The organism is Eubacterium segne (genome assembly GCF_014287775.1).
Lineage (GTDB): Bacteria > Bacillota > Clostridia > Lachnospirales > Lachnospiraceae > Eubacterium_G > Eubacterium_G segne.
Genome location: NZ_JACOOZ010000007.1, coordinates 1 through 26,673 on the forward strand (window position 1 = coordinate 1; position 26,673 = coordinate 26,673).

At 36.0% G+C, this 26,673-nt stretch carries 17 protein-coding genes; 3 read left to right on the forward strand and 14 right to left on the reverse strand.

The window, feature by feature from the left end:
* Positions 1-401 precede the first annotated feature (401 nt).
* The 6 genes from H8S00_RS09990 to H8S00_RS10015 all read right to left on the reverse strand — a co-directional run bounded on the left by H8S00_RS09990 (position 402) and on the right by H8S00_RS10015 (position 10,899).
* Complete coding sequence (locus H8S00_RS09990) at positions 402-1,634, reverse strand: nucleotide sugar dehydrogenase (RefSeq protein ID WP_118590404.1); 1,233 nt, start codon at positions 1,632-1,634, stop codon at positions 402-404.
* A gap of 227 nt (positions 1,635-1,861) precedes the next feature.
* Positions 1,862-3,349, reverse strand: coding sequence for a glutamate synthase subunit beta (locus tag H8S00_RS09995; protein WP_118590401.1), 1,488 nt, complete (start codon positions 3,347-3,349; stop codon positions 1,862-1,864).
* 14 nt (positions 3,350-3,363) lie between these two features.
* Complete coding sequence (gene gltB / locus H8S00_RS10000) at positions 3,364-7,911, reverse strand: glutamate synthase large subunit (protein ID WP_118590398.1); 4,548 nt, start codon at positions 7,909-7,911, stop codon at positions 3,364-3,366.
* Positions 7,912-8,121: 210 nt separating this feature from the next.
* Entirely contained in the window at positions 8,122-9,228 is a 1,107-nt protein-coding gene (gene rpoD / locus H8S00_RS10005; RefSeq protein ID WP_243169579.1) for an RNA polymerase sigma factor RpoD, read from the reverse strand.
* Between the two features lie 316 nt (positions 9,229-9,544).
* A complete protein-coding gene (locus H8S00_RS10010) occupies positions 9,545-9,982 on the reverse strand; it encodes a hypothetical protein (protein ID WP_021951825.1) in 438 nt (145 codons plus the stop codon).
* A gap of 110 nt (positions 9,983-10,092) precedes the next feature.
* Positions 10,093-10,899, reverse strand: coding sequence for an HAD family hydrolase (locus H8S00_RS10015; protein ID WP_118590395.1), 807 nt, complete (start codon positions 10,897-10,899; stop codon positions 10,093-10,095).
* A gap of 165 nt (positions 10,900-11,064) precedes the next feature.
* On the opposite strand from H8S00_RS10015, the gene H8S00_RS10020 reads away from it, so the two are divergent.
* On the forward strand, positions 11,065-12,654 hold the full coding sequence (locus H8S00_RS10020; protein WP_021951823.1) for a potassium/proton antiporter: 1,590 nt from the start codon (positions 11,065-11,067) through the stop codon (positions 12,652-12,654).
* An 87-nt stretch (positions 12,655-12,741) separates the two neighbouring features.
* On the opposite strand, the gene H8S00_RS10025 is transcribed toward H8S00_RS10020, so the two are convergent.
* Entirely contained in the window at positions 12,742-13,281 is a 540-nt protein-coding gene (locus tag H8S00_RS10025; protein WP_021951822.1) for a ferritin-like domain-containing protein, read from the reverse strand.
* A 243-nt stretch (positions 13,282-13,524) separates the two neighbouring features.
* Here H8S00_RS10025 and H8S00_RS10030 point away from each other — a divergent pair, with 243 nt between their 5' ends.
* Complete coding sequence (locus H8S00_RS10030; RefSeq protein ID WP_021951821.1) at positions 13,525-14,445, forward strand: aldo/keto reductase; 921 nt, start codon at positions 13,525-13,527, stop codon at positions 14,443-14,445.
* Positions 14,446-14,759: 314 nt separating this feature from the next.
* On the opposite strand, the gene H8S00_RS10035 is transcribed toward H8S00_RS10030, so the two are convergent.
* From H8S00_RS10035 to H8S00_RS10055, 5 genes are all read right to left on the reverse strand, one after another.
* A complete protein-coding gene (locus tag H8S00_RS10035; RefSeq protein WP_021951820.1) occupies positions 14,760-15,395 on the reverse strand; it encodes an HdeD family acid-resistance protein in 636 nt (211 codons plus the stop codon).
* 340 nt (positions 15,396-15,735) lie between these two features.
* On the reverse strand, positions 15,736-19,491 hold the full coding sequence (locus tag H8S00_RS10040) for a phosphoribosylformylglycinamidine synthase (protein WP_118590392.1): 3,756 nt from the start codon (positions 19,489-19,491) through the stop codon (positions 15,736-15,738).
* Between the two features lie 144 nt (positions 19,492-19,635).
* On the reverse strand, positions 19,636-20,391 hold the full coding sequence (locus tag H8S00_RS10045) for a TIGR03915 family putative DNA repair protein (RefSeq protein WP_118590390.1): 756 nt from the start codon (positions 20,389-20,391) through the stop codon (positions 19,636-19,638).
* Positions 20,384-21,715 (reverse strand): putative DNA modification/repair radical SAM protein, encoded by a 1,332-nt coding sequence (locus H8S00_RS10050; RefSeq protein ID WP_118590387.1) that lies wholly within the window; start codon positions 21,713-21,715, stop codon positions 20,384-20,386. The genes H8S00_RS10045 and H8S00_RS10050 overlap by 8 nt, the downstream gene beginning before the upstream one ends.
* 190 nt (positions 21,716-21,905) lie before the next feature.
* Positions 21,906-22,586, reverse strand: coding sequence for a hypothetical protein (locus H8S00_RS10055; protein WP_186840501.1), 681 nt, complete (start codon positions 22,584-22,586; stop codon positions 21,906-21,908).
* 281 nt (positions 22,587-22,867) lie between these two features.
* Between H8S00_RS10055 and H8S00_RS10060 the strand changes: the two genes are divergently transcribed.
* Positions 22,868-23,671 (forward strand): zinc dependent phospholipase C family protein, encoded by an 804-nt coding sequence (locus H8S00_RS10060; RefSeq protein WP_021952111.1) that lies wholly within the window; start codon positions 22,868-22,870, stop codon positions 23,669-23,671.
* A 76-nt stretch (positions 23,672-23,747) separates the two neighbouring features.
* Here the strand turns inward: H8S00_RS10060 and H8S00_RS10065 are convergent, their stop codons facing one another.
* On the reverse strand, positions 23,748-24,572 hold the full coding sequence (locus tag H8S00_RS10065) for a hypothetical protein (RefSeq protein WP_118590381.1): 825 nt from the start codon (positions 24,570-24,572) through the stop codon (positions 23,748-23,750).
* A gap of 938 nt (positions 24,573-25,510) precedes the next feature.
* Entirely contained in the window at positions 25,511-26,641 is a 1,131-nt protein-coding gene (locus tag H8S00_RS10070; protein ID WP_118589861.1) for a glycoside hydrolase family 25 protein, read from the reverse strand.
* Between the last annotated feature and the right edge of the window lie 32 nt (positions 26,642-26,673).

Here is a 26,673-nt window from a genome sequence, read left to right on the forward strand (position 1 = left end):
TAAACACATCTGCAAATCTCACATTATCTGACATGTACTTCTTGGTTGCTATATCCTTGTTTCCCATATAACACCTCTTTCCTTTAATATTTCGAGGTGTATACTATTAGTTTTTCTTAATCTTTTTATAGTATACACCGGATGTAAAAAAAATACAATAGTGAGCATTAGAATCCACTTGCAATCCTCACATCGCAGTATTTTTATTACATCTTACATTTATTATATTACATATATTTTGTTGTGTAGTCAAGTTGTTTTTGTTGTTTTACATATTTTTTGTGTTTTATCGTGTAACCAGCATAAAACATAAATTGCATATTCATTGTCAAGTACCCCACAAAAAATGGAGACATCCTGCGACATCTCCACTTTCACTTAATCTCTATTATTTATCCACATTAATCTCTTTCAAAGATATCTCTTGTGTATACCTTGTCTCTTACATCATCTAAGCATGAATCATATCTGTTGGCAATAATTGCCTGGCTTAATTCTTTAAACTTAGCCAAATCATTTACAACCCTGCTTCCAAAGAATGTTGAACCATCCTCTAATGTTGGCTCGTAAATAATAACTGTGGCACCTTTAGCCTTGATACGCTTCATAACACCCTGGATTGATGACTGACGGAAATTATCTGAATTAGACTTCATTGTAAGTCTGAATACACCAACAACAACTTCCTTTTCCTTTGATGCATCATAAGCATCACTACCGGTATATGCGCCTGTCAGTTCAAGAACTCTATCTGCTATATAATCCTTACGTGTTCTGTTAGACTCAACTATGGCAGTCATCATGTTCTGTGGAATGTCAGCATAGTTGGCAAGCAACTGCTTTGTATCCTTTGGAAGGCAATATCCACCGTAACCAAATGAAGGATTATTATAATGAGTTCCAATACGAGGATCTAAGCAGACGCCGTTAATAATCTGCTGGGTATTAAGTCCCTTAGACTCTGCATAAGTATCAAGTTCGTTAAAGTATGATACACGAAGTGCAAGATATGTGTTAGCGAAAAGCTTTACAGCCTCTGCCTCTGTAAATCCAATAATTAATGTATCAATATTTTCCTTAATGGCACCTTCCTGTAAAAGACCTGCAAATGTATGTGCAGCCTCTACTAAACGAGGATCGTCTAAATCAGTTCCCACAATAATTCTTGAAGGATAAAGATTGTCGTAAAGAGCCTTAGACTCACGAAGAAATTCAGGGCTGAATATAATATTCTTTGTGTTGTATTTTTCACGTACTGACTCAGTGTATCCTACCGGAATAGTTGACTTAATAACAATAATTGCCTCCGGATTATACTTAAGAACCAATTCAATAACAGCTTCAACTGCTGATGTATCAAAGAAGTTCTTCTTGCTGTCATAATTAGTAGGTGCAGCTACAACTACAAAATCTGCATCCTTATAAGCTGCTTCGGCATCAAGAGTTGCTGTAAGATTCAAATCCTTCTCTGCCAAATATTTTTCAATGTAATCATCCTGTATTGGTGATTTCTTATTATTAATTAACTCTACCTTCTCCGGGATAATGTCAACAGCCATAACCTCATGATGCTGTGACAAAAGTGTTGCTATAGACAAGCCAACATAACCTGTTCCTGCTACTGCAATTTTCATAAAGTAACCTCACTTTCATTTATGTTTATAAAATAGTATTTTCTGTTTAATCAAAATGCTTTCTATATTATAAAGCATTTTGTTAAAGTGTGCAAATTATTTAAAGATTTTATTATTAATATTTCAAACTTTTCAAAGAAAAAGCGGAAACACCTCTACGATGCCTCCGCTTTTTCACTATATTTGCTTCACTAATGTAAAGCCATTATTTTTATCCTAATTTTTTCCTACAAATTCGTATATCCCATCAGTGACTCATCTACTTCCTTTGCGCAGTCTCTTCCCTCACGGATAGCCCACACAACTAATGACTGGCCTCTATGAACATCTCCTGCCGTGAATACGTTTTCTACACTTGTTGCATATTTTCCGGGCATTGTGGCAATGTTGGTTCTAGGAGTTGTATCCACCTTAAATGCCTTTGTCACATAATCTTCACTACCTAAAAATCCTGCTGCAATAAGTACTAACTGACAATCAACTTCGTATTCACTGCCCGGTATTTCTACCATGTTCATACGACCTGTTTTCTCGTCTTTTTTAGCCTCCAGTTTAACAAGGATAAGTTTACATAAGTTTCCTTCTTTGTCTTTAACAAACTCCTTAACTGTAGTCTGGTATACTCTTGGGTCATGACCAAACACAGCTATGGCTTCTTCCTGACCATAATCTGTTTTGCAGATTCTAGGCCACTCAGGCCAAGGATTATTAGCTGCTCTCTCATCCGGTGCCTTAGGCATCATTTCCAACTGCAAAACACTTTTAGCTCCATGTCTGATACTTGTTCCCACGCAGTCATTTCCTGTATCACCACCACCGATTATTACTACATCCTTATCTTTTGCAGACACATAGGTGCCATCAACTAATTTGCCGTTATCCAGAAGGCTTTTGGTAGTAGACGTAAGGAAGTCAACAGCGAAATAAATTTCCTTTGCATCTCTTCCCTTTGCATTAATATCTCTTGCATGCCTTGAGCCACAGGCTAAAACTACTTTATCGTATTTCTTAAGAATATCTGCTGCCTTAACATCTTTTCCTACATTTGTGTTAGTAACAAATGTAACTCCCTCTTCCTTCATAATATTAACTTTTCTGTCAATAATATGCTTCTCTAATTTCATGTTAGGAATACCGTACATGAGAAGTCCGCCGATTCTGTCGTCTCTTTCATATACCGTCACACTGTGACCACGCTTATTAAGCTGATCTGCCACTGCCAGTCCTGAAGGGCCTGAGCCAATTACAGCAACCTTCTTTCCTGTTCTTACATGAGGTGCCTTTGCACTGGCATATCCCTTTTCATAAGCATTTTCTATAATAAGGTGTTCATTTGCCCTGACACTTACCGCATCACCGTTTAAACCGCATGTGCAGGCTTTCTCACATAATGCCGGACAAACTCTTGAAGTAAACTCCGGAAAGTTATTTGTTTTATGAAGACGATTATAAGCCTGCTCCATATTTCCGTTGTATAACAAATCATTCCACTCAGGAATTAAATTGTTAAGAGGACATCCTGAAACCATTCCTGCTATAACCTTACCATTCTGGCAAAACGGGACTCCACAGTCCATACATCTTGCAGCCTGACATTTCTGTTTATCCACAGACAGAGGTTCGTGGAACTCGTTAAAATTTTTTATTCTCTCTTTTGGCGAAGTTGCCTTTGCTTCTTCACGTTCATATTCTAAAAATCCTGTTGGTTTACCCATCTTCGTTTCCTCCTCTATCTTGTAGCTGCATAGAATGCTTCAATCTGTGCCTGTTCAGGATTAAGACCCTTTTCTTCCATCTTTGCTATTGCGTTAAGCATCTTCTTATAGTCATAAGGTATAATCTTTTTGAATTTCGGAAGGTACTCTTCAAAATTATCCAAGATTTCTTTACCCTTAACTGAATTTGTATATTTAACATGGTCTTCTATCATTGCCTTAAGTTCTAATACATCGTACTTATTTGAAAGTTCCTCCGTAGATACCAATGACTTATTAACCTTTCTGTACAAATCATTATTTTCATCTAGTACATAGGCAACTCCGCCACTCATACCTGCTGCAAAGTTCTTTCCTACCTTACCGATTACTGCGACACGTCCGCCTGTCATGTATTCGCATCCGTGATCTCCTACTCCTTCAACTACAGTAGTTGCACCGGAATTTCTTACACAGAAACGTTCTCCGGCAACACCGTTAATATAGGCTTTACCACTGGTTGCACCATAAAAAGCAACGTTTCCAATGATGATATTTTCATCCTGCTTAAAGGTTGAACCCTTTGGCGGTTTAACAACAATTTTACCACCGGACAATCCCTTTCCTAAGTAGTCATTGCTGTCACCTGTAAGCTCAATTGTCATGCCGTTTGGTATAAATGCACCAAAGCTCTGACCACCTGCACCGTTACATTTAATAATATACATATCATCATCTAATGTGTCGTTATAGCGTTTTGTTATTTCAGAACCAAATATTGTACCAAATGACCTGTCAATGTTAGTTACATCTACCTCAACTGTTGCAGGCTTTTTAGCCTCCAGCGCCTTTCCTAATTTTTTAAGAAGAACTGTCACATCCTTAGTACTTTCTAACTTAAAGTCATATACATTTTTCTTTAGGTACTGAACCCTTGTGTCTGCAAAATCTGTGCTTAAGATTCTTGACAAATCAACTTCCTTTGCTCTCTCAGGTGCAATATTGTCTTTAACCTTTAATAAATCAACTCTTCCTACTAATTCATCTATTGTTCTTACACCTAACTTAGCCATGTATTCTCTTAATTCCTGAGCAATAAACTTCATGAAATTAATTACATATTCAGGTTTTCCCTTAAATCTCTTACGAAGTTCAGGATTCTGTGTTGCCACACCTACAGGACATGTATCAAGGTTACATACTCTCATCATTACACAGCCCATTGTTACAAGAGGTGCTGTGGCAAATCCATATTCCTCTGCACCAAGCATGGCTGCAATTGCCACGTCTCTACCACTCATTAACTTACCATCTGTTTCCACTACAACCTTATTTCTAAGTCCGTTGGCAATAAGAGTCTGATGAGCTTCTGCCAATCCTAATTCCCAAGGAAGTCCTGCATTGTAAATTGAGTTTTCAGGAGCTGCTCCGGTACCTCCGTCAAAACCTGAAATCAGTATTACCTGGGCACCTGCCTTTGCAACACCTGCCGCAACTGTACCAACACCTGCCTCTGACACTAATTTAACTGAAATTCTTGCATCTCTGTTAGAATTCTTCAAGTCGTAAATCAACTGTGCCAAATCTTCAATAGAATATATATCATGATGTGGTGGTGGTGAAATAAGACTTACTCCCGGTGTCGAATATCTTGTTTTAGCTACCCATGGATAAACCTTCTTTCCAGGCAAGTGTCCGCCTTCTCCCGGTTTTGCTCCCTGTGCCATCTTAATCTGAATTTCTTCAGCACTTACAAGATATCTTGATGTAACACCAAAACGTCCTGATGCCACCTGTTTAATTTTTGAACATTTATTAAGTCCGTCTTCTCCTATTGTAAGACGCTCTACGGATTCTCCACCTTCACCTGAGTTTGAACGGCCGCCAATCATATTCATGGCAATAGCCATTGTCTCATGAGCCTCCTGTGAAATGGAACCATATGACATGGCACCGGTTTTAAATCTCTTTACAATAGAATCAACACTTTCTACTTCATCTATAGGAATACCACCGTCTTCCGGATAATTAAAGTCCATAAGACCTCTTAAATGTACCGGTGACATTTCCTCATCTATCATATGAGTATATTGTTTAAACAGCTCATAATTATTAGTCCATGTTGCCTGCTGCAATGTATGAATAGTAGCAGGATTGTACTTGTGTTCCTCCTTACCGCTTCTAAGCTTGTGGTCACCACTGCTTTCCAATGTAAGGTCTACATCTAATCCCAATGGGTCAAATGACTTAGAATGAAGTGTTTCAACACTGTTTTCAATATCCTTTAATGTAATTCCTTCCACACGGCTTACTGTTCCTGTGAAATATTTATCTATAACATCTTTACTGATACCAATTGCTTCAAATATCTGTGAGCCCTGATATGACTGGATAGTTGAAATTCCCATTTTTGATGCAATTTTAACTATTCCGCTAAGTATTGCCTCGTTGTAATCATCAATTGCCGCATATGGATCTTTGTTAATCATTTCCTCTTCTACCATTTGTTTAATGGTGTCATGGGCAAGGTATGGATTAACGGCACTGGCACCATATCCTAATAATGTTGCAAAGTGATGTACGGCTCTTGGCTCACCACTTTCTAATACCAAAGAAAGTGTAGTTCTTTTCTTTGTTTTAACTAAATACTGATGTACTGCCGAAACTGCCAGCAATGATGGAATCTGTACATGGTACTCATCCACTCCTCTATCTGATAAGATAATAATGTTAGCTCCATCTTTGTGTGCCTTATCCACATCCACAAATACCTGATCTATAGCTTTTTCAAGAGATATTCCCTTGTAATATACAATAGGAACAACTGCTGTTTTAAATCCCGGTACATTAATGTTTTTAAGTTTCAAAATATCCGTATTAGTAAGTATCGGATTGTGAATCTTCAATACTTTACAGTTTTCCGGCTTTTCCTCTAAGATATTTCCGTCTTTACCAATATATACCGATGTAGAAGTTACTATTTCCTCTCTGATTGCATCAATTGGAGGGTTAGTAACCTGTGCAAATAACTGCTTGAAGTAGTTAAATAACGGATGGGTTCTGTCACTTAAAACTGCAAGAGGTGTATCTTTTCCCATTGCCTTTGTAGCTTCCATTCCATTATTTGCCATTGGAATAATTCTCTTTAAATCTTCAAAAGAATATCCAAAATTTTTCTGCAATCTTTGTCTTTCTTCTTTTTCATATGTTTCTACCTTAACATTAGGAATATGAATGTCCTTTAAGTACACAAGATTGTTGTTAAGCCATTCACCGTATGGCTTTCTTGCTGCATATTCTTCTTTTAATTCATCATCATCTATTAGCTTTCCATTTACTGTATCAACTAACAGCATACGACCCGGGCGAAGTCTTTCCTTGGCAACTATTTTAGACGGATCAATATCTAAAACACCTACCTCTGAAGAAAGGATCAGCTGGTCATCATTTGTAATATAATATCTTGACGGACGAAGACCATTTCTGTCAAGAATTGCTCCCATGTAATCTCCATCGGAAAACAGGATAGATGCAGGTCCGTCCCAAGGTTCCATCATTGTGGCATAATACTGATAGAAGTCTCTCTTTGACTGGCTTATTGTGTCATTTTTCTCCCATGGTTCAGGGATACACATCATAACTGCCAATGGCAAATCTACACCATTCATTACTAAAAACTCTAATGTATTATCAAGCATTGCTGAGTCTGAGCCCTGTGTGTCTACTACAGGCATAACCTTTGTCAAAGACTTCTGCATATATTCGCTGGACATGGATTCTTCTCTGGCAAGCATATTGTCGGCGTTACCACGGATTGTATTAATTTCTCCATTATGAACAATAAATCTGTTTGGATGTGCACGTCTCCAGCTTGGCTGTGTGTTAGTTGAAAATCTTGAGTGAACCAAAGCTATTGCTGACTCGTAATTTTTGTCCATAAGGTCTGCGAAAAACGGACCTAACTGATTAACAAGAAACATTCCCTTATATACAATAGTTCTGCTGGAAAGAGATACTGTGTATGTTCCTGTATTACTGTGAGAGAAAACTCTTCTTACTATATAAAGCATACGGTCAAAGGCTATTCCCTTTTCAACTTCTTCCGGTTTCTTAATGAAACACTGCATTATATGTGGCATGCACTCTAATGCCTTTGTTCCCAACACTTCCGGATGAACAGGTACTTCTCTCCATCCTAAAAACTCTAATCCCTCTTTCTGGGCAATGATTTCAAACATTTTCATTTCCCTGTTACGCTTTAACTCATCCTGTGGCATGAAGAACATACCTACGCCATATTCTCTTTCTCCTCCAATGTCAAAGCCTAAAGGTTTAGTAACCTTCTTAAAAAATTTGTGGGAAATCTGTAGCATAATACCTACACCGTCACCGGTTTTTCCTTCAGCATCTTTACCTGCACGATGTTCAAGGTTTTCTACAATTTTTAAGGCATTTTCTACTGTGGCATGACTTTTTACACCTTTGATGTTTACAACAGCTCCTATACCGCAGTTGTCGTGTTCAAAGCGTGAATCATACAAACCATCTTCTTTTGCTTTTTCAAATAACACATTTTGATCCATGAATTTGTCCTCCTGTAAAAAAAGAGGTGCAAAGGGACATAGTATCTCTACTATGGTGCCCCATTGCACCTCTTTCTTGTTCTTTACTTAATTTTATAAACTATTTTATCAAAAAAATCAAGTAAAATTAAGTTTAAATATTAAGTTTTATGATTTTATTAAGTTCTGATGTGTTAAACTTTCCCACCAGCCCTTTGTTTCTTTAAATTTTTAATCATTTAAGAAGTCTTTAATCTTTTTGCTTCTAACAGGATTTCTCAGTTTTCTTAATGCCTTTGCTTCAATCTGTCTGATACGTTCCCTTGTTACGTTAAAGATTTTTCCTACTTCTTCAAGAGTTCTCGGATGTCCATCCCTTAAACCAAATCGTAAAATAATTACTTCTCTTTCTCTATCCTTCAAATCCTTAAGCAGCACATCAATATGTTCACGAAGCATAACCGACTCAATATTGGCTTCCGGTGTAACCGTATTATTGTCTGCTACAAAATCTCCTAAGTTAGAGTCATCCTCTTCACCGATAGGTGTTTCAAGGGATGCCGGCTCTCTTGCAATCTGCATAATCTCTAAAACCTTCTCCTCAGTCATGTCTAAGGCATCTGCTAATTCCTTAGTAGATGGCTCATAACCTAACTCAAGAGTAAGTTTTCTCTGCATCTTTGACATTCTATTAATAGTTTCTACCATATGAACAGGTACTCGGATAGTTCTGGCATGATCCGCTAAAGCTCTTGTAACGGACTGTCTAATCCACCATGTTGCATATGTACTTAACTTGTAACCTTTAGTATAATCGAACTTTTCTACGCCTTTAATAAGACCTAAGTTTCCTTCCTGAACCAAATCAAGGAAACTCATTCCACGTCCGGTATATCTTTTTGCAATACTAACTACAAGACGGAGATTAGCCTCTATTAATTTCCCTTTTGCGGCAACGTCACCTTCTGTCTTACGTTTTGCAAGTTCAAGTTCTTCATCGGCGGTCAACAATGCTACTGTACCAATTTCCTTTAAGTACATTCTTACAGGATCTTCAGTTCCTACACCCTCGAGCAAATCCACGGCATCTAATTCTACTGCCTCTTCATCATCATTTTCAAAATCCTCGTCTGTAGGTCCTAATAAATCTTCTGCATCAATGTCTACCAATGCTATGTCTTCATCAGTCGGTTCGGCAGCAAGGTCTGAATCACTGGGTTCTACATCATCTAGTGAATCTGACTCAAACTCATCTTCCTCATTACCTTCCTCAACCGGTTCCGGTTTCTTAGCATCTTTCACATCTTTTTCTGCACTTTTTGGCTCTGCATCAGACATAACAACGCTAATTTCAGCCTCACTTAGTCTCGCAAGTATAGTGATTTCCTGCTTTGCAGTCAACTTGTCCTCTGAAAAATAATCTTTAATTTCTGATGTTGTTATCTGGTTATTCTGTCCCTGACATTTTTCAACCAGCTCTTCAACTTTTTGATTAAAATCTTGTTGTTTCAATACAGTATCCTTTCTAAATCACGAAACTTCTGTTTCTCTTTAAAGTATCTGTCGGTCCACATTATATTATACACAAAAATTGACCGGTGTAAACACACCAGTCAATTTTTTTTGTTTTCTTGTTGAAAATTACAACTATATGTTATTTTTTCAAATCATCCGGTGATACAATAGGTGACCAGCCGTCATCCTGCCCCGGATATTCTTCTGTTACTGTTTCGCCTTTTTTATTTGTCTTTGGCTCTTTGTTTTGAGATTCTTCTATAATAGAAATATTATCCCAGTAGTTTGTTTCTTTATTGTTCTTATTACCTTTTTTGCTGCTCTTTTTTGAGTTTTTTTTGCTTTTTGCTGTTGTTTCATCACCTGCTACCGGTAAATCTTCGTTACCATTTTCAGCTGTTGTCACATTTTCATTACCTGCTTTCACTGTTGTCTCAACCTGAGCTGCTGTTGCGTTATTAGTCTGCGGTGTATCACTATCTTTGCCTTTTTTTGAAACAACTACTGCCACTATTATTGCAATTACTATAACTGCTACTAATGCTATGGCAATTATATTTTTTTTCTTTTTATCCATCTCTATCTCCTCCTTGTATAATATGCGATGCCACCTTCTTCGATCAGCGGCAGTTCATCGGAAACGTTTTTCTAAAATGTTCCCTCCTCTTTATTTAGTGTAACATTTTTCTATAATTGTCCCAATTCCATTATAATCCGGGCTATGGCATTTTCTGTGTTTTTAACCGTAATTCTGTCTGCTATTTTCTTTACATATGGAATAGCATTACCCACTGCATAGCCTATATCTGCACATTCTAAAAGAGATATATCATTTTCATAATCTCCTATGCCTAACGTGGTATGAATGTCAATACCTAAATGTTCCTTCATGTATCTGACCGCTGCCCCCTTACCACTGTGTGCACTGTTTACTTCAATGCCCTCCGGCCAGCTTAAATCAAATATGAAGTCTTCTCCAAACTTCTCCTTTAAATCCTTTTGAAGTTTAGGGGTTATATTTTCATTTTGGAAAAGCAATATTTTTAACGGTTCACTGTCTAAACTGTCCATAAACCGGGCTAAAGCTTTAGGTTCGCCTTTATGCTCCTTTGAATCAAAATGAGCACTTTCAAACTTACCGTCTTTACTTATTGTGTTAACCCAATAAGTTTCTGCTTCCTTCCAGTTGTCATTTACATATGTTAAAAGTTCAAGGGTCTTTTTCCTGTTCATATGCCAGGTTTTAATAATCCTATCCCTTTTCTCATCATAAATAACTGCACCATTCAGTGATACTATGGGAGCATTCACCTTGAACTGACCTTCAAACAGCTTTGCATGGTCGGGAAATCTCCCGGTGGCTAAAGTAAACAACCCACCTTCTTTTTGAAAATATCTGATAGCTTCAGCATTTTCCTGTGATACTTTTCCCGGTTCATATGTTAATGTTCCATCGCAATCTGTACAAATCAAATACCCTGTAAATTTTCCCATTTTACTTTTCCTGTTTTTGTATTTCTATCCTTTTCGACACATTTTACAATTATACCAAAAAAATACAGCTAAATCAATGGCTATTGGATATAAATCATAAACTAACATTTTAAAGTCATTTTTATGTTAATATAGACATAGTTTATCATCGAAAGGAGGCTTTATATGGCAATAACTCTCACTTTAATTGCTATTGTTTTATTTTCATGTATATTAGCAGACAAATTTTCCGGCAAATTTGGTATGCCTGCTCTTATTCTTTTTATGACTATCGGTATGCTGTTTGGATGCGATGGTTTCTTTAAGATTCAGTTTGACAACTACGACTTTGCAGAAAAAATATGTACTGTTTCTCTTAGTTTCATTATGTTTTATGGTGGTTTTAATACCAAGTGGAAAACTGCCGGAAATGTTGCCGGACGTGCTATATGCCTGTCTACTGTAGGGGTACTTATTACTGCCGGCATAACAGGTGTGTTTTGCTATTTTGTTTTACACCTTAGTTATGCGGAAAGTTTTCTTATTGGTGCCGTATTATCATCTACTGATGCCGCCAGTGTTTTCTCTATTCTCAGGACAAAAAAACTTAATCTTAAAAATAGCACTGCCCCTCTTTTAGAAATTGAAAGTGGTAGTAACGACCCTGTTTCATACCTTCTTACAATGATAGGTATCATTATATTAAATGGTGGGAAACTTACTAATCTTCCATATTTTACTTTTGCACAGATTGTTTACGGTATTGCTATTGGAGTAATCATTGCCGGTTTAGGTATTGTAATTCTTACAAAAACCTCCCTTATTTCCGATGGATTAGATACTATTTTTATGATTGCCCTTATTATTTTTTCCTTTGGTGTTTCAACTGCCATTGACGGAAATGCCTTTTTAACTGTGTATCTTTTAGGAATAATATTAGGAAACAGTAAAATTAAAAATAAAAAAATTATGATTCCTTTTTTTGACGGACTTACAAGTCTGGCGCAAATTCTTATTTTCTTTTTGTTAGGACTTCTTGCATTTCCTCATAAGTTTGTGGCAATTATAATTCCGTCTCTTTTCATTGCAATATTTTTAACGCTAATAGCACGACCTATAGCCGTTTTTTCAATATTAGCACCTTTTAAATGTAGTTACAGGCAATGTCTTTTAGTTTCATGGGCAGGACTGCGTGGTGCTGCCTCCATTGTGTTTTCCATTATGGTTGTAGCCAGTGGCAGGGATGTTCCTTTTGACATTTTTCACATAGTTTTTATGGTGGCACTGTTTTCCGTAGCAATACAGGGTACCTTAATTCCCTATGTAGCCAGAAAACTTAATATGATTGATGACAATGATGATGTCCGTAAAACTTTCAACGATTATCAGGAAGAATCTGCCATTACATTAATGCGAATGTATATACCTAAAGGACACAACTGGGAAAATAAGCTTGTAAGTGATGTTAATATGCCTACCAATTCCCTTGCCATTATGATAAAAAGAAATGGCGACACCATTATTCCCAATGGTGATACGAAAATCCTTGGAGGCGACAGCGTTATATTAAGTGTTCCTTCCTATGAACCTTCCGGAAAAGAGAATCTTGAAGAAGTGGTTATTGACAAAAATCACAGCTGGTGTGACAAGCGTATTCAGGATTTAGATCTCCCTGAGAATGTGCTAATTGCCCTTATAAAACGTGGAGACGAAAGTCTTATTCCTGATGGAGGGACATATATAAGAAGGAACGATGTAGTGGTTACTTATAGGTAATTTTTTTAACTACATATTCTTAATACAAAGCAGCAGATTCCGGCACCATATTATTTCATTCCGGAATCTGCTTATTAGTTTTTAATTTTATTTATCCAGCAACGCCCTAAGCAACATAATATGATATTCTTCATCTTTTATTATTCTTGCCATTATCTGATTGATATTTTTATCTTTTATCATATTCATATGTCGGCGGTACTGGTTAATGGCAATTCGCTCACCTTCAATGTCTGCCCACAGCATATTTCGTATATCTCCACCTATTTTTACATTAGACGGTGACCACATTACCTGCCTTCCTGTGGAATTTTTTGTTGTAAAATCTAATGTTCCTCCCAACAGGCATATTAATTCTCCTAATTTTTGAAGATGAATCATTTCTGCCATGGCTATTCCCAATATAATTTGAGCTATCTCGCATTTATTGCCGGACATTCTTCCTTCCTGATTTATATACTGCATGGTTGATGTCATTTCAGATGACTGACCGCAATAATCCAATGCAAGCAACTCTGCATACGCCTTGTTTCTTTCTTTTACCTTTATTTCCGGATACGGAAGTGCAACCAGTGCTGGCTTTACACTGGAAAAATTGCATTTATTAGTTAGCATGTCTTCTATCATTTATTTTCCCCACAATGTTTTATATATTAATATATGTATTTTTAGGCAAAGGGTACTTGTTTATAATAAAATTGCTTTTGTTTTAATAAGGCATTACTTTTTTGCTGCTAAAATAGTATACTATGAGTATGATTTTTAAGTAGAATATGATGTAAGCGAGTGGCATAATGTATTTTTGCACACACATCATATTATAAAAGGAAATCTTTATCAGGTATTATGAATTAACAAGGAGGCAACAAGATGAATACAATAAAATTAAGCAATACAGATTTTCATGTTCCAGCAGTTGCTGCCGGATGTATGCGAATTAACTGCTTAGATGAAAAAGCCCTTAGCAGTTATATCGAGGGATGTATTGAACTTGGAATTAATTTTTTTGACCATGCTGATATTTACGCAGGTGGCGAATGTGAGAAACTTTTTGGACAGGCTCTTTCTAATATGAATATTAACCGTGAGGATATTGTTCTTCAATCAAAATGTGGAATCATTCCCGGTGTAATGTACGATTTTTCCAAAGAACACATTATCAATTCTGTGGATGGCATTCTTAAAAGATTAGGTACTGATTATCTTGATATTCTTTTACTTCACCGCCCGGATGCATTGGTGGAACCGGAAGAGGTTGCCCAGGCTTTTGATATTTTGGAAAGCTCAGGAAAGGTTAGACATTTTGGTGTTTCTAACCAAAAACCTATGCAAATGGAACTGCTTCAGAAATATGTTAGACAAAAGCTGGTTGTAAACCAAATTCAATATAGTATTCCTTTTTCTAATATTGTAGCTAATGGTATGGAAGTTAATATGCTTACTGATGGTGCAATTGACCGGGACGGAAGTGTTTTAGATTACTGTCGTCTAAAAGATATAACTATTCAGACATGGTCGCCTTTCCAATATGGATTTTTTGAAGGTGTTTTTATTGGCAGTGACAAATATCCGGAACTTAATAAAGTCCTAAATGAATTAGCAGATAAGTATAATGTTACTCCAACCACCATTGCTACTGCATGGATTTTAAGGCACCCTGCCAATATGCAGGTTATAGCCGGCACTACAAAGCTTTCAAGAATGAAAGAGATTGCGGCTGCAACCTCTGTTAAATTAGAACGTTCCGAATGGTACCGTCTTTATTTGTCAGCCGGACATATGTTACCATAATGGAAATTTTATGACGATAATGCGTTTATTGTGTTAGCACAAATGATGTTGTTACAGTGCCAATAATGTTGTATTTATTTAAGTGGTGTACCAGACATACTTTACTAAAAAATCCACATAGCATTACTCTTTAACGGGTGTTTGCTAAGTGGATTTTTATATGCACTTATATAATTGTGCTATTTATTCTTTTTTCAATATTAGTTCTTACGATATTTTTAATTAGGACGGATTAGTTATGGTCACCATCTTCTATTATTTAATTAGAATAGATTAGTCATTGTCACCATCTTCTATTTTTTTAATAGGATAGTTTAGTCATCATCACCATCTTCTATTATTTCGTCTTCTATATCTCTATCGGCATCAAAAGCTATCTGCTCTATGGTCCAACGTTTTATTTTTCCTGAAACAGATAATGTTGTAATAAGGTCAATCAGTCCTGTAACGGCAAAGATAATACCTGTGCATTGAATAAAGAAATCGCCTGCAGTCTTTGTTCCATTATCATTGGAATTCATTGGCATCATTAAAACTGAAATTCCCAAAAGAATACATATTATGGCAAATACGAGTAATGGCACCCAATGGTTGCCCATTCTTTTAAGGTCAATGGCATTTTCAACTTTCATTAATCCACTTATTATGATTATTATTGCTATAACATAAGTTATAATTGATAATATAAGTTTCATGCATGCTAATACAAGTATTCCTGCTGCAATAAGCACTATGCCTACCACTAATTCATATCTGTAAAAGTCTTTTATTACATTGCTTCTTTTGTATTCAATGATATTTCTGATTCCCATTACAAACAAAATCATTGCCAAAATAACGCATACTCCTGTCATTATTTTGCCGGGATATTTCCACATAAGTATTCCCATTAAAATACTTAGCAATGAGTAGATAATCATTTCCCATTTTAGATTTTTTAAATAACTCATAGTCGGTACCTCCTTTTATTTGGTAGTTGTGAAAGTCTATTTCGTTTCGGGCTGCGCACACCTTTTTGAGAATGCAAAGCCATGTAACTCATAGACCTTCGGTCTATTTCGTTTCGGGCTGCGCACACCTTTTTGAGAATGCAAAGCCATGCAACTCATAGACCTTCGGTCTATTTCGTTTCGGGCTGCGCACACCTTTTTGAGAATGCAAAGCCATGCAACTCATAGACCTTCGGTCTATTTCGTTTCGGGCTGCGCCCTATATAAATAAAAGTGAAAATGCTCTCTTGAAAGCAAGCTTTCATCGAGCCTTTTCACTTTTATTTATGCATGGCTTTGCTTACGAAAAGTATTCAACGCCTGATTCAAAGACTTTAAGGTCTTGTTCACCATAGATGTTTGTGGCAACTGATGTGCCTTTTCTTTCTATGTGAGCCATTTTACCTAAGCATCTTCCATCCGGACTTGTTATACCTTCTATTGCATAGTATGAACCATTTACATTCCACTCTTCATCCATTGTTGGTATACCCTGTTCGTTTACATACTGTGTTGCTACCTGACCGTTAGCAAACAATTCTTTTATGCAGCTTTCAGGTGCTACAAATCTTCCTTCTCCATGGGATGCAGGATTTACATATACACCACCTAATTCTGCTTTCTGTAACCAAGGCGACTTATTAGATACAACCTTTGTATATACCATCTTTGATACGTGACGGTTAATTGTGTTATAAGTAAGTGTTGGCGAATTAATATCCTGTCCTGTAATTTTTCCGTTAGGAACCAAGCCTAACTTTATAAGTGCCTGAAATCCATTACAAATACCTAATGCCAAACCGTCTCTCTCGTTAAGCAATTTGTGTACTGCCTCTTCAATCTTTGCATTTCTAAATGCTGTAGCAAAGAACTTAGCTGAACCGTCAGGTTCATCACCTGCACTAAATCCACCTGGGAACATAATAATCTGTGCCTGTGAAATAGCCCTTTCAAAGATATTAACTGAATCTCTGATATCTTCAGGTGTAAGGTTTTTAAATACCTTTGTTATAACATTTGCACCTGCATTTTCAAAAGCCTTAGCTGAGTCATATTCACAGTTTGTTCCCGGAAATACAGGAATAAATACTGTTGGTTTTGCTACTTTATTCTTACATACATATATGCTGCCCTTGTCATAAACAGGTGTATCTAATAATGACTTATCATTATGGCTTCTTGTTGGGAATACCTTCTCTAATGGCTTCTCCCATACCTTTAATGCTTCATCCATAGGTATTGAATCGTAGCCATATTCAAATGTAGCCTTATCATTTGTTTCACCTATTAAAACATAGCTTGCTGTTATATCATCTAATTTATCTGACGGTATTTCAGCAATAATATCACCAAATGATGGTGCGAACAAATCAGCGCCAGGTATTCTTCCGCTGATGCTTACACCAATGTTATTACCAAATGCCATCTTACTTACTGCCGGTATAATACCCTTGCTTTCAAGAGCATATGCTGAAATAATTACTCCATTCTGAATCATGTCATGAATCTTATCGTATAGCTTCATCACTTCTTCATAAACAGGCTTCTCATACTGATCTCTTACAATTTCAAATTTAACAATCTTATTACCTGCTGCTTTAAATTCAGGTGTTATAATATCTTTTTCCTTTGCAACATCCACTGCAAATGAAACCAGTGTCGGTGGTACATCAATATCATTAAATGTTCCTGACATACTATCCTTACCACCTATTGATGGTAAACCAAATCCCATCTGTGCGTCATATGCACCAAGAAGTGCTGCAAACGGCTGGCTCCAACGACGTGGTTCTTCAGTCATTCTTCTAAAGTATTCCTGGAAAGTCATACGAATCTTCTTATAATCACCACCACTAGCAACTACTTTTGCAATAGAGTCAACTACTGCGTAAATTGCCCCGTGATATGGGCTCCAGCTTGAAAGATACGGATCAAATCCATAACTCATCATTGTTACTGTATCACATTTTCCTTTAAGTACAGGTAACTTTGCCACCATAGTCTGTGTTTCTGTCTTCTGGTATTTTCCACCATGTGGCATAAACACTGAACCTGCTCCAATTGAACCGTCAAACTTTTCAACAAGTCCCTTCTGTGAACATACATTTAAATCTGATAATGTTTCAAGCCACTTATCTTTTACATCATCTACAACCGGTTTCTTGAAGAAATTCTTTTCTTCATCAGGCATATCCACCTCAACTGTTGTTTCCTGATGAGCACCGTTTGTATCAAGAAAAGCTCTTGAAATATTAACAATTTCCTTTCCTCTCCATTCAAGAACCAGTCTAGGTTCTTCTGTAACGTAAGCTACAACTGTAGCTTCTAAGTTCTCTTCATTTGCATACTTAAGGAACTGTTCTACGTCATCTTTATCAACTACAACAGCCATTCTTTCCTGAGATTCTGAAATAGCTATTTCTGTCCCGTCTAATCCTGCATATTTCTTAGGAACTTTATCTAAATTTACATGAAGTCCGTCTGCCAATTCGCCAATAGCTACTGACACACCACCGGCACCAAAGTCATTACATTTCTTAATTATGTGGCTGACCTCTTCTCTTCTAAATAATCTCTGTAACTTACGTTCTGTAGGTGCGTTACCTTTCTGTACTTCTGCACCACATGTTTCAATAGACTCTTCTGTGTGAATCTTTGATGAGCCTGTTGCTCCACCACATCCGTCACGACCTGTTCTTCCACCAAGAAGAATAATAATATCTCCCGGATCAGATGTTAATCTCTGAACGGCACGTCTCGGGGCTGCCCCCATAACTGCACCTATTTCCATTCTCTTTGCAACATAATCAGGATGATAAATTTCTTTTACCAATCCTGTTGCAAGACCTATCTGGTTTCCATATGAACTATATCCGTTAGCGGCACCCTGAACTAATTTCTTCTGTGGAAGCTTTCCGTGAAGAGTTTCACTCATTGGCTTAGTAGGATCTGCTGCTCCTGTAACACGCATAGCCTGATATACATAAGTACGTCCTGACAACGGATCTCTTATAGCTCCTCCAAGACACGTTGCTGCGCCACCAAAAGGTTCAATTTCTGTAGGATGGTTATGTGTTTCATTTTTGAAGTTTACTAACCATTCCTCTGTCTGTCCATCTACTTCTACAGGCACCACAATACTACATGCGTTAATTTCATCTGATTTTTCCTGATCATCTAACTTGCCTTCCTTCTTTAACTTTCTCATAGCTATAAGTGCTAAATCCATAAGGCATACAAACTTATCTTTTCTTTCACCAAAAACATCTTTTCTGGTATCTAAATAACTCTCATAGGTTTTCTCAATTGGTTCATTGAAATATCCTTCATCAAACTTAACATCTGTAAGTTCAGTGTTAAATGTAGTGTGACGGCAATGGTCAGACCAATAAGTATCCAACACTCTTATTTCTGTCATGGATGGATCTCTGTTTTCTTCATTTTTGAAATAATTCTGGATATGAAGAAAATCCTTAAATGTCATAGCCAGTCCAAGGGAATCATAAAGCTCTTTAAGAGGCTTTTCTTCCATATCTTTAAATCCCTCAAATATAATAACATCTGCCGGTTCTTCAAACTCTGTAACTAAAGTTTCCGGTTTTTCCAAGCCTGTTTCTCTTGAATCTACCGGATTTATGCAGTAATTTTTAATCTGTTCAAATTCTGCATCTGATATATCGCCAACTAAAACATATGTTGTAGCTGTTTTTATAACAGGATTCTCATCCTCGTTTAAAAACTTAACACACTGTACCGCTGAATCTGCTCTCTGATCAAACTGTCCCGGCAAAAACTCAACACTAAATACTTTTGAATTTGCTTCATCATATGGGAATGTTTCTTCATAAACATCATCAACAGGCGGTTCTGAAAATACTGAAGTTAATGCCTTCTTATATGTGTCCTCTGAAAGATTTTCAACATCATATCTTACAAGAACCCTAACTTCTTTTAAACCATCAATCTCCAGATATCCTTTAATATCCTCTGTAAGTTCTTTTGCAGTAACAGCATATGGCTGTTTTTTCTCTACATACACACGTTTAACTTTGCTCATCGATTCCTCCTAGAATAGTACAATAAATCTTGTGTTATTAATTTTGCCAACCATTACAATATGGCAAAACTACTTCGGTTAGTATAACACTAAAGCAATAAAAAGTGAAGAAAATACGCTTAAATCTTTGTAATATTTGTAATATTATTTCATTTCTATCATATACTTTCGGTACCATTGTGGAAGATTAGTCTGCTGGCATTTCGGATTGTACCTTTCATCAATACCTATTGTATCAAAAAACACCTTCCATAAATCTCTGTATTCATCATCCTTTTGAAGTCCCTCAGTTACTACTTCTATATCTCTTCCTTCAACTAAAATAACCTCTGAATCATGCCTGTGAACTGCTGACTTTTTTCTTTTTGTGTCATATATAATCCAGTCTTCTCCCGGAAATCTGTTTTTAAAATGCTCTGTTAAAAGAGGAATAACATCACACTTAGGCTCAATTTTTCCAAATAAAACTCCTCCCCTCAATTCATCAAATCTAATAAATCCCTTATATAAATGTGCCTCATTTACTGCTTTTCTGCTTAATTCCATAACCCGCATCACATACTCATTTCCCAGCATTTTAGTTACCTTTGCCCCAACATTATATCCCACTTTCAGGAAACCGAAAACGGCATCCCCCCGGTCTTCTTCATAATGCATGCATGCTCTGAAAACCATCGTATATGCCTCTAATGATATCTTTACCCTGATAGACTTAGCTACCTTTACCGCCTTTTCCAAATCTGTCTCAACAGGCACAAATTGAGAGAAAAATGTAGGTGCGTAATTTTCCCCCGGATGTATGCTCACATTGTATCCTCTATTCATATATACCCAGCCGTCATAAACGGCAGTCATTATTCCATCAAAACTTTCATGGCAAACTAACGTAATATTATCCATTAACTCTCACTCCCATATCCATAAGGGTCATCTGCTTATATGTTGTATCCTGCTCTATAGCGTATGTCTGCCTTTTATCTGTATCTGCAAGACTTCTGGCTATAAAATCCTGATTCATATTAAGAGGAAACATAGTTTTTCCGTTGCAGGTAATAAAATAAGCTGCCCTTTTTAATACAACTCCCATCTTTTTCAAACTTTCAAAATTAAGATTGTTATATCTCCTTGCTGATGTAATTCTTTTAGCTGACTTTACTCCAATTCCCGGAACCCTCAACAATGTATAATAATCTGCCCTCATAATTTCCACCGGAAACCGCTCCAGATGATTTACTGCCCAGTCACATTTTGGGTCTAAAACCACGTTAAAATTAGGTCTTTTTTCATTTAAAAGTTCATTTACCATAAAACCGTAATATCTTAAAAGCCAGTCTGCCTGATACAGCCTGTGTTCCCGCAAAAGCGGATTAGGACCTACCGGTGCAGGTGCATCAATGTTATGATTTACATTAACAAATGCTGAATAAAACACCCTCTTCATCTTGTATTCCTTATACATATATTCTGTTACAGACATTAGCTGATAATCTGTCTCAGGAGTTGCCCCGATAATCATCTGGGTGCTCTGACCTGCCGGAACAAACTTAGACTTCATCTTGTTACCCCTTCTTGTAATAAGACTGTATCCATCATTCACCGGGGCAATAAGATTTCCGCTTCCAGCCTGTATCTGCCGCATAGGTGCAAGTATATTCTTCTGATTCTTATTAGGAGCCAGCGCTTTTAGACTCTCCTTAGTAGGTAACTCCAGATTAGTGCTCATTCTGTCTGCTAAAAATCCTATTTTTTCAATGATTTCCGGCGAAGCTCCGGGAATTGCCTTTACATGAATGTATCCGAAAAAATGATGTTCATTACGAAGCTTCCACAGTGTTTCATATATAAGTCCCATAGTAAAATCAGGGCTTTTTAAAATGCCTGAGCTTAAAAACAGACCTTCAATATAGTTTCTTCTGTAAAATTCCATGGTCAGCTTACACACTTCATCCGGTGTAAAAGAAGCCCTCTTCACATCATTAGACTTTCTGTTAATGCAATATTTACAATCATAAATACATTCATTTGTATATAAAATTTTTAATAAAGAAACACATCTTCCGTCTGAAGCAAAAGTATGACAAATGCCACAGGCATGGGCATCTCCCATACCCTTACCTTTATTATTCCTGTCAACGCCACTGCTGGTGCAGGCAACATCATACTTGGCTGCATCTGTAAGAATTTTTAATTTTTCTGAAATGGTCATGTCCTGCTGTATTTCCATTGTCTGCTCCTTTTCTCGAACGTTTGTTCTGTTTCGTTTAGTATATCCCATTTTGAAATATAAATCAAGCCCAAAAATTTGGAAATTCAAATTTATAAACATTCCCCGGCCGGATACAAAAATACCGGTCTTCAATATATTTGAAAACCGGTACCTGTAGTTTTTATGTTTTTTCCTAATTCACAGTGTCCTACTCTTTTATGCCGTATACGCATTTTACAAATTTCACTGCCGCCTCTTTATTTTTAGAGAATTCCGGAAAAGCTATAACTGCATCCTTGTAATTATCACTGTAACCCTTGTAAAATTCAGTATCAGATATATCAAGTCCATATACTACACCGTCATTTTTATCCTTGTCTGTTTCTTTTTCAAACCTGGCATACACAAAATATGGTTCCAATTTCTTGTATAAATCCTCCGGCAACACATCCTTTACCCCAACAAGAAAACCTTCACTTTTTACCCATAAAAGTGAGCTTCTGTCAGTAATAATTACATCCATTTCTTTTGCTGACTGAACACTCATAAATCTAATGGATGAGCCTGCATCAATGCGGTTGTAACCGTATTCATCTGACATTTTAAAACCATATCCCATGTCCACTTTAATATCATTTTTTTTGCAGCCTGTGTACTCGGAATACTTTTCCTTAACACGATCCTCTATTTTTTCGTTATTTAAGTCATTAAACACTGCACAGTACAATGGTTTTCTATTATTTGTTGCCACTCCATGTATTATTGCCGTCCCAAGGGCAATGGACAGAACCACAATAGTAATTCTTAATTTATAAAATTCCCAAGTATATTGAATTTTTGCCGTAAATGATAATGCTCTAAATTTATCTGACATTAATTTTCCTGACATTTTTTCTCCAATCGTAACATATAATAAAATGAATTTTCACATACAAATAATTCGGTTAAATACATTCATTAACCTGATAATTTTCATTTAATTTTTCATTAATCAGGCTCCGCTAAATGTTCTACCCTGTCAAAGCTATTTATTTACTGTACAATATTGTCTGCTAAAATGCAACTGACATACTTAATGTTTTTATCCAAATACAACCTACAAATTTTAATGTTTTATCTTCTTTCCTTATGTGTTAAACTAAGGTAAAGTTATTTTATGGGGGTGATTTTATGCCATCAACTTATGCACATAATAAATTTGGCAAATTAGTCATTGCCAAATTATCTGGCGACACAAAAGATATCATACGAAAATTTCCTGACTCCTTCCGCATAGGACTTCAAGGACCGGATTTTCTGTTTTTTTACAGAGCATTTTATATTAATAAAATAAACCAGACTGGTGTTAAACATCATAGGCAGGATGTTTATGATTTTATGGAACATGCTGTTTCCGTTATAAAAAAATATGGCAAAAACAGCCCTGAATATAGTTATATTTTGGGATTTATATGCCATTTTACCCTTGACTGCAATTGCCATCCTTATGTAAATAAATTTATGGAAATAACAGGCTGCGGTCATGTTGAAATAGAGGGTGACTTAGAACATCTTATGATATCAAAGGATAATTATATCCCCCAATATTACCCTATGGATTACCTTATTCCTGCAAATAGGGAAACTGCATTAAGCATGGTTTCATTTTATGAAAATTTATCTTCTAAAATTATTTTAGAAAGTCTTAAATGGATGAAATTTTTAAAGAGATTTTTTGTAGCTCCGGGATTTTTCAAAAGACATCTCATAGATACCTGTTTCCATATGACTATGAATTATAAAAAACTAAACGGTCACGTTATTAAACCGGGTATTAACAAAAAATGCAGACAGCAAACAAAATTTTTATATAAAGTTCTGAGAAATTCCGTTAAAAATGCCGTATTTTTAATTAATGATTTCAATAACGCAGTAGAACGCGACACTTCTTTATCAAATGAATTTCATAAAGATTTTAATGGAAATCCCTATTAGGAATCAATTCTGTAACTTAGGGCTGTGGCTTTAACGATTTATAATCCTTAGAGCCCGGCTCTTTATTTATTTGATTTTACACAAGAAACTCTTCTATATTTTCTGAAACTATTCTCATACTTAATGGATGTTGTTTTGTCTCAAATGTCATAATCAAATTCTTTCCCGGAAATATTCCATTTTTTTCATAATTTTCGATTTTTTTTATTGTTTTTTCTGCATACTCCCTATCATCCATCATCCCGAAATGCTCCCAGTAATACTCTTTTCTAGTCTTTTTGTTTAGAATTTTAAAGTCCGGCAATACATATCCGTATCCATTAAGCAAAACCGGTTGCTCATATGCATAAGGTATTCCCATTGACTTAAATTTATCAGCCAGAATTTTTTCTGATTTAGATTTAACCTTTTCGCCATTTTCTGTGATAATTTCTAATTCATCTTCTATCATATATCTCTTTGCAATTTTATTGCTTAATTTTTCCTTTTCATTCTTCTGGTATTCATACCAATATTCAACATAATCTTCTTCCGGCAAAACATACGGATGCACTATGGTTTGTTTCAGGGGATTTAATTTTTCGTACACCTGTACTCCTTCGTCAAAATTATACTTATTCAAAATTTTTTCAATGTATTTTTTATTTTCTTCTACTTTAGTTAGTAATTTTAATGTATATTCTTTTTGAGCCAAATCCCAAATCAGTTTTTTATTTTTCTTTTTAATATAGACACCATGCCTGTCTTCTTTACTTTTTCTCCAATAATACTGACACTGTTTCTTATTATTAGTAATATACAAGCTTCCTTCCGGTGCTTTTTTTAAGAATTCTACACTTTTGTTTTTCAATATATCCAATCTATTCAGCTCATCCATTAAAATCTCTCTTAAATTTATCATCGCTCTCCTTTGTATGTAACTTATGGTTTAAATATTATAATTTATTATATATTATTTCTTTCTTTATTTCAATATAGTTATTCATACTTTATATGTCTTTGTTGCAAATATTTTGTTCATTTCTGTAATTTTGTTTTTGTAAATCAGCAAGAGACGCTTCATACCGGGACTTCTCTATGAATTCATTATTTTCCCGGTTCATTTCACTTCTTTCAACTGATACGGAGATGATTCTTGCCAGGATTTTCTCATGAGTTCATTATTTTCCCGGTTCATTTCACTTCTTTCAACCGGTACGGAGACGATTCTTACCAGGATTTTCTCATGAGTTCATTATTTTCCCGGTTCATTTCACTTCTTTCAGCCGGTACGGAGACGATTCTTGCCAGGATTTTCTCATGAATTCATTATTTTCCCGGTTCATTTCACTTCTTTCAACTGATACGGAGACGATTCTTGCCAGGATTTTCTCATGAATTCATTATTTTCCCGGTTTATTTCACTTCTTTCAACCGGTACGGAGACGATTCTTGCCAGGATTTTCTCATGAATTCATTATTTTCCCGGTTTATTTCACTTCTTTCAGCCGATACGGAGACGATTCTTGCCAGGATTTTTCTACGAATTCATCATTTTCCCGGTTTATTTCACTTCTTTCAACCGGTACGGAGACGATTCTTGCCAGGATTTTTTCATGAGTTCATTATTTTCCCGGTTCATTTCACTTCTTTCAACTGATACGGAGACGATTCTTGCCAGGATTTTTCTACGAATTCATCATTTTCCCGGTTTATTCAAATGAAAATAAATTAAGGTATTGATTTTACGCAAAAAATCTCCGGCTTCTAAGTTTTAAAACCTGAAAACGGAGATTTCTATTTTTCCATTCTATTTTTCCTTTGTTTCCTTACTCCTACTTTTCCCCTATTTCTGCTTCACTATTTTACTCTTACCTTCTTAACCTTACTCCACTTCTTTGAATATACCTTTTTCTTTCCGTCCATTTTGTAGGCTTTAACTCTAAAATAATATACTTTTTTGGACTTTAATTTCTTTATGGTAAGAACATTTTTTGTGGTTGTTTTTGTTTTGGTATTTTTTTTCTTAAAGGATTTAACAGTGGAATATTGTATCTGATATCCTTTTATTCCTTTAACTTTTTTGATGCTTATCTTAGCACTTTTCTTTCCTTTGGCAAGCTTGCTGATGGTGGAAGTTTTTGGTGCAGTAACCTTAACTGCCGGCTTAGTTGTTGGCTTTTCAGTTGTCGGTTCAATTATAGGCTTATAATTTCTTGCATTGTATGTACTATCTCTTACCGGTGCCAACCAGAAATTAATATCACACTTTCCATTTACACCAGCCACTGTTCCTGACTCCGTATATTGCCACATTTCATAATTATAACCAAAGTTTGTTCCCACATTGTTATATTGTGCAACCCACTTAAAATAATTAGGATTTGTAGCCACTTTGCTCTCTATTCTATTAGTCCACCAGTCTAAATTAGAATATACTCCACATTCATACCCCTGCTTCATTATTTCCTTAGAAAAAGTGTCTATTAATTCTGTAATCTGTGACTTAGTAAGCTTCTTCTGAACATCAGCCTCCACATCATAATATATAGGAAAGCTTAATTTATGACCGTCAACAAGTCTTAAAACGTGTTTTGCCTCACTTAATGCCATTTCTTTAGTAGTAGCATAGGAATAAATATACACACCATATGGAATGTTATTATCTTCGCAACCTTTCACATTTTGCTGCCAATATGTATCGTCCTGATTGGCCTGATCATTGCCGTATCCGCATCGTATAATGGCATAATCTATATCACTTTCAGCTACTGTTTTCCAATCTATGTTGCCGTTGTAATGACTTACGTCAATACCTTTCATAGTTGCACCTTTTATTATGTCACCATTTCCATTTACAAACTGTCCATTTTCATTTTTAGTCCATGGAGCAGTTGCCGCAAAAACAGTTCCCGTGCCAATGGTTATGCAACCTATAAGAACCGCCAGTGTCACAATGGCTGATAACATTTTATATACAATATTCTTCATGTAAAATCCTTTCCACAAATCCTAATATAATT

Bases quoted from the DNA above. Each gene is read 5' to 3' on its own strand.
- H8S00_RS09990 (WP_118590404.1), bottom strand. From the start codon at position 1,634: ATGAAAATTGCAGTAGCAGGAACAGGTTATGTTGGCTTGTCTATAGCA.
- H8S00_RS09995 (WP_118590401.1), bottom strand. From the start codon at position 3,349: ATGGGTAAACCAACAGGATTTTTAGAATATGAACGTGAAGAAGCAAAG.
- gltB (WP_118590398.1), bottom strand. From the start codon at position 7,911: ATGGATCAAAATGTGTTATTTGAAAAAGCAAAAGAAGATGGTTTGTAT.
- rpoD (WP_243169579.1), bottom strand. From the start codon at position 9,228: ATGTCTGATGCAGAGCCAAAAAGTGCAGAAAAAGATGTGAAAGATGCT.
- H8S00_RS10010 (WP_021951825.1), bottom strand. From the start codon at position 9,982: ATGGATAAAAAGAAAAAAAATATAATTGCCATAGCATTAGTAGCAGTT.
- H8S00_RS10015 (WP_118590395.1), bottom strand. From the start codon at position 10,899: ATGGGAAAATTTACAGGGTATTTGATTTGTACAGATTGCGATGGAACA.
- H8S00_RS10020 (WP_021951823.1), top strand. From the start codon at position 11,065: ATGGCAATAACTCTCACTTTAATTGCTATTGTTTTATTTTCATGTATA.
- H8S00_RS10025 (WP_021951822.1), bottom strand. From the start codon at position 13,281: ATGATAGAAGACATGCTAACTAATAAATGCAATTTTTCCAGTGTAAAG.
- H8S00_RS10030 (WP_021951821.1), top strand. From the start codon at position 13,525: ATGAATACAATAAAATTAAGCAATACAGATTTTCATGTTCCAGCAGTT.
- H8S00_RS10035 (WP_021951820.1), bottom strand. From the start codon at position 15,395: ATGAGTTATTTAAAAAATCTAAAATGGGAAATGATTATCTACTCATTG.
- H8S00_RS10040 (WP_118590392.1), bottom strand. From the start codon at position 19,491: ATGAGCAAAGTTAAACGTGTGTATGTAGAGAAAAAACAGCCATATGCT.
- H8S00_RS10045 (WP_118590390.1), bottom strand. From the start codon at position 20,391: ATGGATAATATTACGTTAGTTTGCCATGAAAGTTTTGATGGAATAATG.
- H8S00_RS10050 (WP_118590387.1), bottom strand. From the start codon at position 21,715: ATGGAAATACAGCAGGACATGACCATTTCAGAAAAATTAAAAATTCTT.
- H8S00_RS10055 (WP_186840501.1), bottom strand. From the start codon at position 22,586: ATGTCAGGAAAATTAATGTCAGATAAATTTAGAGCATTATCATTTACG.
- H8S00_RS10060 (WP_021952111.1), top strand. From the start codon at position 22,868: ATGCCATCAACTTATGCACATAATAAATTTGGCAAATTAGTCATTGCC.
- H8S00_RS10065 (WP_118590381.1), bottom strand. From the start codon at position 24,572: ATGATAAATTTAAGAGAGATTTTAATGGATGAGCTGAATAGATTGGAT.
- H8S00_RS10070 (WP_118589861.1), bottom strand. From the start codon at position 26,641: ATGAAGAATATTGTATATAAAATGTTATCAGCCATTGTGACACTGGCG.